Below are 12,450 nucleotides of genomic sequence, written 5' to 3' on the forward strand. Positions count from 1 at the left end.
ATCACACTCTCACTACAGGGTTGGGACAGGTACGGGTTCGGTCCCCGACGCGACTCTCGACAGCGCCGGGGACCGAAGGTGGTGGGGTCCGGAAAAGGGGGCGATCCCCGATGCCGCTGCGGACGGCACCGGGGACCTCCTGTCGAGGGCTAGTCCTTCTCCCGTTCCAGGCTCGTCTCCAGCTCCAGTTCATCGAGCTCCCGCCCCAGTTGACCTGAGGCTCGCTGCCGCTCCAGTTCCCTGATGGTTTCGAGATCGATCGGGCGCAACGGCTCCGGATCTTCCTCGTCCAGGACGGGGCCGTGAGCATCGTCGGCGAGAACCACGTAACCGATAGTCTCGTACCTGAGCGGATCGGTCTTCCGAAGGTACAAGGCCAGGGCCGCCCCAGCGATAAAGAGCCCTGCGGCGATGTAGGGGATGAGCTTGAAAAGCAGGGACGACGCTGCAGGTCCGGCAGCCGTGTCCAAATTCAGACACATCAGGATGACGACACCAAGCATCCCCACTCCACCGACTATCGGAGCGACTTTGGTGCGCCATACGTTCTCTTCCGGGTGGTGCTTGCGGAAGTAGTTGAACACCGCGCCCATGGTCACCGTCTGCACAATCAGGAGCGTGAATGTCCCGAGTACCGCCAGCAGGACAAAGACATCCAGGTATGGGTCCTTGTTGAAGAACCAGAATCCGAGAATCCACAGGATTGCAATACCTGTCTGGAGGAACGACGCGACATGCGGCGACCCGTGCTTCGGGTGGGTCTTGCCCAGGACGCTGGGCAGGATTCCTTCCCGTCCCAGGGAGTACATGTAGCGTGCTGCGGCGTTGTGGAAGGCCATCGCGCAAGCGAAGGATCCGGTCATCATCAGCCACTCCATGACCAGAACCCACCCGTGCCCTACAAAGACGTCCGTGGGGTGAAAGAACATGTCGAGGGGATTAGCGCTTTGCGCCAAAGCTATGGCTTCGTCGGCGCCGTTCCCGGCGACGGACATCCAGGAGACGAACGTGTAGAAGATGCCGACTCCGGTGACCGCGATCAACGTGGCGATAGGGACGATCTTCTTCGGGTTCTTCGATTCCTCCCCATACATGACCGTCGATTCAAATCCGGTCCAGGACCAGAACGCAATGAACATCGCGAGACCCGGCGCGGCCACCTGCAGACCGTTTGGCAGGAATATATTGACTGGATTCAGCGTCTGAGGCATCAGCCCGTCGGGGCCGCCGCCATGGAAGAGCACGCCGAAGGCCATGATTGCGAGAATCCCGATCTCAGTGGCCAGCAGCAGTGTAAGAATTTTCGCTGCGAGGCTGATCTCGAAGTAGGTCAGAAACCCGATTAAGAGGAGGCCGACCACGGCGAAAACGACCCAGTGAATATCCACCCCGAGTTGGTCCTGGAAAGCCAGATGGCCGAAGTAGGAAAAGATACCGATGATGCTCGCCTCAAAGACGATGTAGCTGAAGGTGACCATGAAGCCAGTCCCGAGGCCAAGCACGCGTCCCAAACCGCGGGAAATGAATCCGTAGAAGGCCGCCGTTGAAGTCACGTAGCGGGCCATGGAGACATAAGCGACCGCAAAGACCGTCAGGATAACCGTCGCCCAGATATACGTTGCCGGGGTTCCTGTTCCGACGCCGTAGCCGACCGAAAACGGGACATTTCCGCTCATCACCGTAATCGGTGCGGACGTCGCGACGGCCATGAAAACCACATCCCACAGCCCCAGAGTGTTGGCTTTTAGCTTGCCCGGTTGGGAGCCCTGCTTAGGAGGAGCGTTTCCGCCGGGGCTTTGGGCGCTCATGATTCGTGTCCGTTACAGCATGTTCCGGTGTTGGTTGTTTCGGTTCGGTTTTCGTTGCTGGGCAGGTTCAGGGTGGGGTTTTGGTCGAAGAAGCCGTGGGGTTCGAGCATGAAGCCGATGTTCTGGCGGGGCATGACGGGCCAGTCTTCGAGGCGGACGACGTGGTGCATGCCGAAGGTGTACCAGACGACGAGGTCCTGGTCGACGATGTTCCGGTCTGCTTTGGTCCAGATGTGCAGGCCGTCGTCGGCGCCGGTGGCCTGGTTGGGGAATTCGCCGGCTGCGAAGCGTTCGGTCCGGTCGTAGGCGGTGACCCAGAGGTTGTTGCGGGCGAACTGGGCTCGTTTGCTGACGTAGGACTCGTCGCCGGCGGCGAGCTGGATGCCGTCGGTGGGGATGAGGCGGTAGGCGACCGGTTCGTTGACCAGGTTCTTGCTGTCGCGGTTGGCGATCTTCCAGAAGCGGTGCTTGGAGGAGTCTGTTTTCCGGATGGCGGCCTGTTCGGTTTCCAGGAGCCGGTCCACTGCCATGAAGGCGGTGTGGGTGGGGTTGTCTTCGGGGATTTTCATGTCCACTTCGTAGACGGCGTTGCGGGGTCCGTCGATTTCGAAGTCCATGCGGACGTTGAACATGTGCTGGTGGATCGGTGCGTAGAGTCCGTCGTTGTTCAGGGTCTGGCCGTAGGGGCTCTTCTCGCCGGGCTTCTGGCCGGCGGTGGAGAGGATGCCGGTGGCCTTGACCAGGAACTCGATGCTGCCGTCGAGGAAGAGGTGCCAGTAGAAGGCGTACTCGTAGTTCGCGACGGTGGCGATGAAGGAGATCACGAGCTTGCGGCTGCGCCGGGTTTCGGTGGTGCCCTCGCGGAAGTCGAAGTGCTTCCAGAGGATGGAGTCGTCTTCCTCGTGCATGCAGATGGCGTTCTCGATGGTCAGCGGGTTGCCGTGGCTGTCGGCGGTGATGCCGTCGAAGTACTTGATTTCGCCCAGGCAGTCACAGCCCAGGGTCAGGGAGTTGGCCATGTTGCCGATGTTGTATTCGCCGGAGTCGAAGGCGTTCTTTTTGGCCTGGACGGGGGCGGTATCGCCGTAGGGGACGACCATTTCCGACAGTGAGGCCCGGTTGATCACGGGACGTTCGACGCCCTTGTTGCGGAACTTCAGCTGGTGCAGGACCAGGCCCTCGCGGGGGGTGAAGCCGACACGGAAGGACCAGTCGGCCCACTGGACGTGGTTTCCGGTGACCGTGAAGGACGCGCCTTCGGGCTGGGTGATGGAGATCGGCTTGAGGTCGGTGCGGGCCGGCCCGACGTACTTGGGCAGGTAGTTGCCGCTGGCGCTGGGGACGGGGATGGCCTGGTCATCCTCGACCTTGACGACGTCCCCGGAGTTCAGGTCCACGATGACGATGAAGTTCTCGATCGGGTGCGCGTACGGGCTGTCATCGGCCTCCTCGCGGACGAACACCAGGGCGCGCATCAGGCGCCGGCCCTCGTCGTCTTCACCGAAGTAGCCCACGGACCACGGCTCGAAGCAGACCAGGGACATGTCGGTGATCCCGCGCTTGGCCAGGGCGGCCTGGACCTCGGGGTTCTTCCGGCAGCTCTCTTCACCCTCGGCGAACTCGTCCAGCATGAACGGAGGCTGGATGTTCGCAGCCAGCTGCGTCCATTTCGAGACGATGCCCGAATCAAGGTCGACAATCGCTTCGTAGGAACGTCCCTCGGCACGGTTGACCAGGACCGCGTCAGCCTCGCGCACCGTCTGAGCGCCGCTCCGCAGCAGTTCCTTCTCCGGCTCGCGCAGCTCAATACTGATAAAGCGGAACGACTCCGCCGCGGCCTGGCCACCCTTCAGGATCGCAGCCGCCCGGGAAATCTCGGCGCGGGACAACGGATCCAGAGGGTGCGATACCCCTACAACGGTCTCGGTTTCAGTGTTAAGAGTCATGGTTTTCTCCTTGATTGTTCACAATGAGGGTGACTACGGGCTGACAACGGCATGGCACCCGCGGCCGGTAAACACGGACCCCGCGGGGTATGCGTGTTAGCTGTTGACCCGCGCCGGCCTGGATCCTGCTGCCCGGTAGGCGGTGTTGCCGTTACCCGACCCAGTTCAAAAGATCCTTCGAATATCAGAACTGTTTATCTATGTCAGAACTGTTCATCTTGGGGCGCATATGAGGCTGCGCTGAAGATCACCCCACAAACCCCGGTTGGGGGTCTGGGAGGGATCGTCCGCATACCCGACATCCCTCTATTCCTAGAGGGCCGGCCGGGCTCTACTCCGAGCCCTGCTGGCGTGATGCCGGTCACGTACATTCCGTCCGTGTAGAAAAAACTACGTCACGGAATTCATGTAGGCGAGACCTTTCATGAATATTTACGTGAGAAATTCGGGGCCATATTTTCTCAATGTAGTTAACACGTTGGAAACATTCGGAAAGGGGTTCACGACCGTCCATACAGGGCCCTGGGATGCTAATGTTTTGCACCTCGGGTCGATGACGTCCCTCATGAGCAAGGCGAGCGTGCCCATCCGAGGGAAAGTAGGTACGCAGTGTCTGCCCGTGGTGACCGCTTCATCACCTCCCGCTCTCCGGTGGAGGGTCTGAGCCGCCGGAAGCTTTCCTTCTTGCCGGTTTTCGCCCAGGCAGTGGCCGGCGTGGCGCCTGCGGGTGCCATGTCCGTCATTCCGGCTCTGGTTTTTCCCGGTCTTGTCTTCGGCTCCAATGGACCGAACCTCGTGCTGACATTCAGCATTGCCATGGCGGTTATGGTCCTGGTGTCCTTCTGCCTGAGACCGATGGCCAAGCGCATGGCTGCCGTCAGCGGCCTCTACAGCTACACAGCCAAGGGACTTGGCCAGCGGACGGCGATTACCGCCGGCTGGTCGGCCATGTTCGGTTACGGCCTCGTGGCCATGGCCAGTCTGCTGCTTGTTGGCGTATATGTGATTCAGTTGTTCGTCAATCTTGGGGTCCCCCTCGCGGATCCCAAGGTTTTCGAAGTGATGGTCATTCTTGCCGCCGCGGGCGCCGCCTGTTTCCTCATGGTTAGGGGGATCCGCATATCGGCGTGGTTCACGTTGTTGATGGAAACCATTTCAATCGGAGTCTTGGCCGTCCTCATGATTGTCTTCTTCGCCTTCAACGCGCCGAAAATCAATCTCGGGAGTGTGTTTGTCTGGGACGGAAATTTTGATGCGTTACCGATCGGAATCGTCGTCGCCGTAAGTGCCTTTGTCGGCTTCGAAAGCCCGACCACACTGGGAGGCGAGGCGCACAGGCCCTTCATCAGCGTCCCACGGGCCATCACGTGGACCCCCATCCTCATGGGTGTGCTTTGTCTTCTTGCCGTGGCCGCCCAGGACGTAGCCCTCAAGGAGGCACCGCTAAGCATCGCGGCCAGCCACACTCCGTTATCTGACCTGTTTTCCCAGAGTTCCCCTGCGTTCGCCGCAGTCCTTGACTTGGGAATCGCGGCCTCGTGGTTTGCGTGCTCGATCGCCTCTGTAAACGCCCTTGCCCGGATATTTTTCTGTATGGGCAGAGAAGGCGTTGCGCCGCGAATAGTGGGCCGGACCCATCCCGCCTTTCGAACCCCTTCGGGGGCAATCATGGTCATAATGCCGGTAATTGCCATCGTTCCCATCGCGGTGATCATCTCCGGTGCGAGCCCCGAGCGGGCCCTCGTGAACCTCTTGACGCTGGGCGCCTACGGATACCTGGGGTCCTATATCCTTGCCAGCGCGTCTCTGCCCTTCTTCCTGCGCCGGATAGGGGAGGACACTTATGCCAGCTGGGTACTGGGAGCAGCGACCACCCTGGCCCTCGGGGCGGTGTTCTGGACGGCTACGGAGGTATCGGTTCGCACAGGCAACCTGCAGACCGTCGTCTACGGCGGTGTACTCCTTGCCAGCGTCATTTACGCCAGGTTCCTTCAGCTCCGGTTACCTACGCGTCTGGCGTCCGTCGGCATCTACGACGAGACGAGGGAATTAGACCTCTTTCATGGCAGGCCCACCCCATGAACTACAGGCCCACACACTCCAAGCCCAGCACAGCGTTAAACTCGCTCAGGATCTTGGAGGTTGTGGCACGGTTCGGCACCGGGACAACGGCGAAAGAAATCACCGATGCCCTGCAGATGCCTCAGGCGACCGCCTACCGGATCCTGAATTCGCTCGTCGCGGACGAGTACCTGGCCCGCACATCCGACCTCCGCGGATTCGCACTCGGACAGGCGATTTCAGGCCTGATTACGGCTGCGACGCCCCCAACCATTCCCACCGCAGCCCGCACCGTAATAGAAGAGTTCCGGAGTGGAAACCGGTTCGCAGTGCACCTCATAATGTTCCGGAATGCTTCCCTCAGAATCGCCGATGAAGATCCGGATTATCCCCTCCACTCAGTTTCCGAAATGCTCCGGTATCCACACGCCTCCGCCGCAGGGAAATTGATGCTCGCTGAACTTGGCGATTCGGCCTCCCCTCTCCCGAGAGGGCCGCTGATGAAGCTGACACAGCACACGCTCACAGAGGCGCAACTGGAAGGGCAACTCGCAGAAATACGGTTCAAAGGCGAGGCCTCGGAAATCAACGAACTGGCACAAGGATCCGCCAGTCTGGCACTTCCAGTAAGACTTCCCAGCAAGCCCGCCGGCGCAGCCCTCTGCCTCTCCGGCCCCGCAGAACGGTTCGCTACAATCTGCGAACACGCCGGAGCGGCCCGTGAACTGACCTCCCGCCTGGCACCTTTCCTGTTCTGATTAACAAACCGGGCGATCACCGGTGAAGCCGGCACTCCCCCGGCCGGCCGGCCCTCAAGCAGCGTCCTTCCCGCGGGGCACTCGATGAACGATCTCGCCGGCCCGTGATCGTCCTCCACGAAGCCCACCGCTGAGCCAGCAACGCTTTCCCTGTCGCCTGCTGGATGGTGCGGTGAGCCCGCACTTAGATACGGGAGTAGCCGGCTCCTTCGAAATGCAGGAGGCGCCTGGCTCCTGTTCCAAGTCATCACCGATGGCTGTGAGAAACGCAGTCTGATCATCACCACCAGCCTCGAAATCAGTGCGCTGGGGAACCGTGTACGGCGACAACATGGCAGCCGGGAATGGAACGCCCGTGCGGCCGTCCGGCCGACATCATAAGAACGGCCCAGCCTTCTTTGGGATGCGGGGCCGTTCTGCTGTTCCTACGGCGTGTCTCCTTACGTTTGGGGTGCACAGCATTGAAAGATGCGCCATGCGTGGCGAGCAGTTCCGCGCGGTCGACTGCCTCAGACACAAGTACCGCCCCTTTTCTTTGAGGAGCTGGTGGTCCCCTGCCGACAGCCGGCGCCGGAGTACTATCCCGGTAAGGTTGCCCGCCCAGACCGGAAACTGCCAGACTGGCAACTGTGAAGTCTGCGAGATCGTAGTCGAACAAACGGAGCGGAACCCTAGCAGCGCACCGATCCTGCCGTTCGTGCGGGAACCCGGTAACCGTTGAGCAATGAATCTGATCTAAGCAGGGGGAATCGGATGTCAGTTCTGGACGATCAACTAAAAAGACTGCAAGCAGACCTGGCGGGACGGGAGCGTTGGGCTGTCTGTCTTCAGCGCCATATCGCGGAATTCCAAGATGAACTAGCCGTGCACGAAGCGATTATTACGCTCGGCCGAGACCCTTCAGTCCTGCGGGTGATTGAGGAACTTTTCGACCGGCCAGGGCTGGGGGAGGAAATCGCCCGAGATCCTCGGTCCTTCTTCTCCAATCGGGGGGTTAGCCTTCCCGAGGATGCGACGGTGACCGTCGTGGGCGGGATGCCAAGCCCAGCCATAGAGATCCGCGTTCGTACGGCGGCCTTCGAGTATGGCGTGGGTTGGTCGCGGCGCGACGGGTTCTACGTCCTTTCCCAGCAGCCGGCTTTGGAAGCCTAAACCGAAGCGCAATAGCTTTTTCCAGCTGACACGAATCGAGGGTTGGCCGTGACTCTGACAATCTCGGTGTACGAAAAACAGGGTCTCTGCCGGGGCCCTGCAATCCAGAACGCCAGCTTCAGGGCGGTAAGCAACCAACTCGTCATCTACGACATCCCCCTGCGCATCGTGTCGTCCCCCGGGCCACTCAACCCCGGCGCAGCGACTTACGAGGTCATGGACTCGGCGCTCTTCCCGGGCACCCTTTGGACACTGCGGGTGGGAGCACCGAAGTACGACTCGTGGGACTTCCAGGTTAAGAACGGGGAAACCCACGAGGTCTGGCTTTCTCGCACACCCGGGTGAGGGTAACAGAGTACGGCGGTGTCTCTCAGCTTCGACAAAGAAGACTACAAAGGCCGAGAACGTCGTCGAACGGAACTTCTACATCGTCAAGCAATGGCGGGCCCTGTCAGCACGCTACGACAAACTCGCACTGACCTACCGCGGCGGAGCAGTTCTCCCGGCAGTCCAAATCTCGCCCACAGCATTAGGAGACACGCCTAGATGACAGTGGCCGGTTCGAGAGCGCCGGCCGCGGCGGATGGAGCCGCGCCGGGGTGCGGTTCGAAGCGGACGAACATGGCTTTGAAGCCGGGGGTGTTGGATTCGCGGGCGACGTTTTCCTTGTGGACCAGGGCGTTGGCTTCGGGGAAGTAGGCTGCGGCGCAGCCCTTGGCCGTGGGGTAGGCCACGAGCCGGAATTTCTCGGCCTGCCGGTCGTGGCCGCGGAAGGTGCTCACGACGTCCACGAGGTCGCGGTCCTGGAAGCCGAGTTCGGCGAGGTCCTCCGGGTGGACGAGGATCACGCGGCGGCCGCCGGAGATCCCGCGGTAGCGGTCGTCCAGGCCGTAGAACGTGGTGTTGTACTGGTCGTGGCTGCGGATGGTCTGCAGGACCAGGTGCCCGGCCGGGGGCGTGAGGTATTCCAGGGGGCTGACGGTGAAGCGGCCGCGGCCGATGTCCGTGGCGAAGGAGCGGGTGTCCCGTGGCGGGTTGGGCAGCACGAAGCCGTTTTTGGTCCGGACCCGGGTGTTGAAGTCTCCGAAGCCGGGGATGACGCGGGAGATGTGGTCCCGGATGACGTCGTAGTCCTCGGCCATGGCCTTCCAGTCCACGGGATGGTCCTCGCCGAAGGTGGCGTCGGCCATGCGTGCGACGATGACGGGTTCGGCGAGCAGGTGCTCGGAGACCGGCTGGAGCCGGCCCCGGGTGGAGTGGACCACGGACATGGAGTCCTCCACGGACAGGAACTGGGCGCCCGTGGGGTGTTTGTCGTCCTTGTCCGTCCGGCCCAGGGTGGGCAGGATGAGCGAGGTGCGGCCGTGCACCACGTGGGACCGGTTGGGTTTGGTGGAGATGTGCACGGTCAGGCCGATCCGCTGCATCCCCGCCTCCAGGGTTTCCGTGTCGGAGCAGGCCAGGGAGAAGTTGCCGCCCATGGACACGAACACGTCCACGTCGTCGCGCTCGAACGCCTCCATCGCCTCCACGGCGTCGAAGCCGTGGCCGCGGGGCGAGGTGATCCCGAACTCGGTGTCCAGGGCCGTCAGGAGCCATTCCTTCGGTTTCTCCCAGATGCCCATGGTCCGGTCGCCCTGGACGTTGGAGTGCCCGCGGACCGGGCAGGCGCCGGCGCCGGGTTTGCCGAAATTGCCCTGCAGCAGCAGGACGTTGACCATTTCCTTGATGGTGTCCACCGAGTGCGGCTGCTGCGTGACGCCCAGGGCCCAGCAGAAGATCGTGGCCTTGGACCGGATGAGCATGCCGGCCACGTCCTGGATCTGGGCCCGGGTCAGGCCCGTGGCCTTCTCGGTCTCCTCCCAGTCCAGGACCCGGCGGGCCGCGCGGTAGGCGTCGAAGCCGTCGGTCTGCGCCGCAAGGAAGGAATGGTCGACGACGGTGCCCGGGTTGCGTTCTTCCTCGGCCAGGAGCAGGTGTCCCAGGGCCTGGAACAGGGCCAGGTCCCCGCCGACCTTGATCTGCAGGTACTCATCGGCCAGCGGCGTGCCGCCGCCCACGACGCCCGAGATGGTCTGCGGGTCCTTGAAGTTGAACAATCCGGCCTCGGGCAGCGGGTTCACCGCCACCACCTTGCCGCCGCTGTCCTTGCATTCCTTCAGCGCGGACAGCATGCGGGGGTGGTTGGTGCCGGGGTTCTGCCCGACGACGAAGATCAGCTCCGCGTCGTGGATGTCCTCCAGGGACACGGTCCCCTTGCCGATCCCGATGGTCGGGTTCAGCGCCGAGCCGGAGGACTCGTGGCACATGTTCGAGCAGTCCGGCAGGTTGTTGGTGCCCAGGGCCCGGGCGAACAGCTGGTACATGAACGCCGTCTCATTCGCCGTGCGCCCCGAGGTGTAGAACACGCAGCGCTCGGGCGTGGATGCCCGGAGGTGCTCGCCAATGAGCCCGAACGCGTCCGCCCAGGAAATCGGCGAATAGTGCGTCTCCCCGTCCCGGATCACCACAGGTTCGCTGAGCCGGCCCTGGTTGCCCAGCCAGTACTCGCTCTTCCCCGCCAGCTCCGCGATGGAATGCCGGGCCCAGAACTCCGCGCCCACGGTCCGCAGCGTGTTTTCCTCGGCCACGGCCTTCGCGCCGTTCTCGCAGAACTCGGCGGCCTTGCGCTTCGTGGCCGATTCCGGCCAGGCGCAGCCCGGGCAGTCGAAGCCGCCCTGCTGGTTCAACCGCAGCAGCGACTGAGCCGTGCGGGTCACCCCGGCCTGCGCCACCGCGCGTTCCAGCGCCACCATCACGGCCTTGACCCCGGCGGCCTCGGTCTTGGGCTTGTGGACCTGGAGCTCGTCCTCGTTGATGTCCGCGACGGGGGCGGGCTGTTTCCCGAACTTCATTGTTCCAACTTTCCTAACCGCTAAATTCCTGCTGGTCCGCTCGCAAGTATGGCGCGCCAGCCTTTCCTGGCGCGCCTTACTGGATGTTTGTTACTCAGAAACCCTGCCTACCGGGACAACTTCGCCAGCGTTTCCCGCTCGGCACCAATGGTGGTGCTCTCGCCGTGACCGGTCCGGACCACCGTGTCCTCCGGCAGCGTCAGCAGCCGATCGCGGATGGAGGCCAGGATGGTCGGGTAATCGCTGTAGGAGCGCCCCGTCGCACCCGGTCCACCGTTGAAGAGCGTGTCCCCGGTGAACACCGTTCCCTCGCTTTCGAGGTAAAAGCAGGTGGAGCCCGGGGAATGCCCCGGGGTGTGGATGGCCAACAGCGCGGTGCCGCCCACCTCGAACACGTCACCGTCGCCGTGGTACCGGTCCGGTTCCGTATCCGGGTAAGCCTGCTTCCAGAGGACCAGGTCCTCCGGGTTCAGGTGGATCGGGGCGCCCAGTGCCTCTGCCACCTCGCGGGCGGCACCGATGTGGTCGTTGTGCGCATGGGTCAGCAGGATGGCCAGGACCTTCCGGCCGCGCACCTGGTTGATGATGGCTGCCGCATCATGCGGTGAGTCGATGATGACGCACTCATAGTCGTTGCCCACGATCCAAACGTTGTTGTCCACGTCCCAGGTGCCCCCGTCGAGCGAAAAAATGCCCGAGGTGACAAGGTTTTCGATGGTGACTGTCATGAGAGCTCCTTCAGAGACTGTATTTCAACGACCGAGCGCAGGACCTTGCCGTCATGCATTTTGGCGAAGGCTTCCTCCACCTGGTCGATCGTGATGCGCTCCGTGACGAAAGCGTCCAGGTCCAGGTTGCCCAGCTTGTAGTGCGCCACGAGCATCGGGAAGTCCCGGGACGGCAGGCAGTCCCCGTACCAGGAGGACTTCAGCGACCCGCCCCGGCCAAAGACGTCCAGCAGCGGCAGCTCAAGCTTCGCGCCCGGCGTCGGCACGCCCACCAACACCACACGGCCGGCGAGGTCCCTGGCGTAGAACGCCTGCCTGTACGTCTCGGGGCGTCCCACCGCGTCGATTACGACGTCGGCACCATTACCCCCGGTCAGCGACCGGATGGCTTCGACCGGGTCCTCCCTGCTGGAGTCCACGCCGTGCGTCGCGCCCAGAGACCTGGCCATCTCGACCTTGTTCGCGTCGATATCCACCGCGATGATCGTCGTCGCGCCGGCCAGCTTGGCCCCGGCGATCGCGGCGATGCCCACGCCGCCGCAGCCGATCACGGCCACCGATTCGCCACGCTTGACCTCACCGGTGTTGATGGCGGCGCCGATGCCCGCCATCACACCGCAGCCGAGCAGCCCGACGGCCGCTGCATCAGCGTCCTCGTCAACCCTGGTGCACTGCCCGGCCGCGACCAGCGTCTTCTCCGCGAACGCGCCGATGCCCAGCGCAGCCGAGAGCTCCGTCCCGTCCTCCAGGGTCATCTTCTGCGTTGCATTGTGCGTGTTGAAGCAGTACTGCGGCTCACCCTTGGCGCACGCCCGGCATTCGCCGCACACCGCCCGCCAGTTCAGGATCACCCGGTCCCCCGGCCGAATCTGCGTGACATCGGACCCCACAGCGCTGACCACACCCGTGGCCTCGTGCCCCAGCAGGTAGGGGAAGTCGTCGCCGATGCCGCCCTGCTTATAGTGCAGGTCCGTGTGGCAGACCCCGCACGTGAGAATGTCCACCAGGGCCTCCCCCGGCCCCGGATCCGGGACCAGGATTGTCTCCAGCGAAACCGGGGCATTCTTCTCCCTGGCGATGACTGCCTGTACTTTGTGGACCAT

The 12,450-nt window shown here is 62.8% G+C and carries 9 protein-coding genes and 1 pseudogene; 5 read left to right on the top strand and 5 right to left on the bottom strand.

What is annotated here, in order from left to right; all coding sequences use genetic code 11:
- Positions 1–149: 149 nt before the first annotated feature.
- Both LDO15_RS19785 and LDO15_RS19790 read right to left on the bottom strand, forming a co-directional pair.
- Positions 150–1,808: an APC family permease gene (locus LDO15_RS19785; protein ID WP_223981520.1), complete on the bottom strand. Its 1,659-nt coding sequence runs from the start codon at positions 1,806–1,808 to the stop codon at positions 150–152.
- A complete protein-coding gene (locus tag LDO15_RS19790) occupies positions 1,805–3,754 on the bottom strand; it encodes a primary-amine oxidase (RefSeq protein WP_223981522.1) in 1,950 nt (649 codons plus the stop codon). The genes LDO15_RS19785 and LDO15_RS19790 overlap by 4 nt, the downstream gene beginning before the upstream one ends.
- A gap of 609 nt (positions 3,755–4,363) precedes the next feature.
- On the opposite strand from LDO15_RS19790, the gene LDO15_RS19795 reads away from it, so the two are divergent.
- From LDO15_RS19795 to LDO15_RS19820, 5 genes and pseudogenes are all read left to right on the top strand, one after another.
- Positions 4,364–5,836, top strand: a complete 1,473-nt coding sequence (locus LDO15_RS19795) for an APC family permease (RefSeq protein WP_223981524.1) — start codon at positions 4,364–4,366, stop codon at positions 5,834–5,836.
- Entirely contained in the window at positions 5,833–6,573 is a 741-nt protein-coding gene (locus LDO15_RS19800) for an IclR family transcriptional regulator C-terminal domain-containing protein (RefSeq protein ID WP_223981526.1), read from the top strand. Before LDO15_RS19795 ends, LDO15_RS19800 begins: the two co-directional genes overlap by 4 nt.
- 753 nt (positions 6,574–7,326) lie before the next feature.
- Positions 7,327–7,725: a hypothetical protein gene (locus LDO15_RS19810; protein WP_223981528.1), complete on the top strand. Its 399-nt coding sequence runs from the start codon at positions 7,327–7,329 to the stop codon at positions 7,723–7,725.
- Positions 7,726–7,773: 48 nt separating this feature from the next.
- Positions 7,774–8,070: a hypothetical protein gene (locus LDO15_RS19815; protein WP_223981530.1), complete on the top strand. Its 297-nt coding sequence runs from the start codon at positions 7,774–7,776 to the stop codon at positions 8,068–8,070.
- Between the two features lie 58 nt (positions 8,071–8,128).
- Positions 8,129–8,275, top strand: a pseudogene (locus LDO15_RS19820) (IS5/IS1182 family transposase); the annotation flags it as partial.
- Here LDO15_RS19820 and LDO15_RS19825 read toward each other — a convergent pair.
- The 3 genes from LDO15_RS19825 to LDO15_RS19835 all read right to left on the bottom strand — a co-directional run bounded on the left by LDO15_RS19825 (position 8,268) and on the right by LDO15_RS19835 (position 12,450).
- Positions 8,268–10,619, bottom strand: a complete 2,352-nt coding sequence (locus LDO15_RS19825; protein WP_223981532.1) for an FdhF/YdeP family oxidoreductase — start codon at positions 10,617–10,619, stop codon at positions 8,268–8,270. The pseudogene LDO15_RS19820 and the gene LDO15_RS19825 overlap by 8 nt on opposite strands.
- A gap of 107 nt (positions 10,620–10,726) precedes the next feature.
- The gene (locus LDO15_RS19830; protein ID WP_223981534.1) at positions 10,727–11,347 is read right to left on the bottom strand and encodes an MBL fold metallo-hydrolase; all 621 of its coding nucleotides are present in this window, start codon (positions 11,345–11,347) and stop codon (positions 10,727–10,729) included.
- Positions 11,344–12,450 carry an S-(hydroxymethyl)mycothiol dehydrogenase gene (locus tag LDO15_RS19835; protein WP_223981536.1) on the bottom strand — a complete coding sequence of 369 codons (1,107 nt, stop codon included), beginning with the start codon at positions 12,448–12,450 and terminating at the stop codon, positions 11,344–11,346. The genes LDO15_RS19830 and LDO15_RS19835 overlap by 4 nt, the downstream gene beginning before the upstream one ends.

Origin of the sequence: Arthrobacter sp. NicSoilB8, assembly GCF_019977355.1 — a bacterium.
In the GTDB taxonomy this organism is placed as follows: Bacteria; Actinomycetota; Actinomycetes; order Actinomycetales; family Micrococcaceae; genus Arthrobacter.

Coding starts and splice junctions, on each gene's coding strand:
- LDO15_RS19785 (WP_223981520.1), bottom strand. CDS start 1,808: ATGAGCGCCCAAAGCCCCGGCGGAAACGCTCCTCCTAAGCAGGGCTCC.
- LDO15_RS19790 (WP_223981522.1), bottom strand. CDS start 3,754: ATGACTCTTAACACTGAAACCGAGACCGTTGTAGGGGTATCGCACCCT.
- LDO15_RS19800 (WP_223981526.1), top strand. CDS start 5,833: ATGAACTACAGGCCCACACACTCCAAGCCCAGCACAGCGTTAAACTCG.
- LDO15_RS19810 (WP_223981528.1), top strand. CDS start 7,327: ATGTCAGTTCTGGACGATCAACTAAAAAGACTGCAAGCAGACCTGGCG.
- LDO15_RS19825 (WP_223981532.1), bottom strand. CDS start 10,619: ATGAAGTTCGGGAAACAGCCCGCCCCCGTCGCGGACATCAACGAGGAC.
- LDO15_RS19830 (WP_223981534.1), bottom strand. CDS start 11,347: ATGACAGTCACCATCGAAAACCTTGTCACCTCGGGCATTTTTTCGCTC.
- LDO15_RS19835 (WP_223981536.1), bottom strand. CDS start 12,450: ATGGTCCACAAAGTACAGGCAGTCATCGCCAGGGAGAAGAATGCCCCG.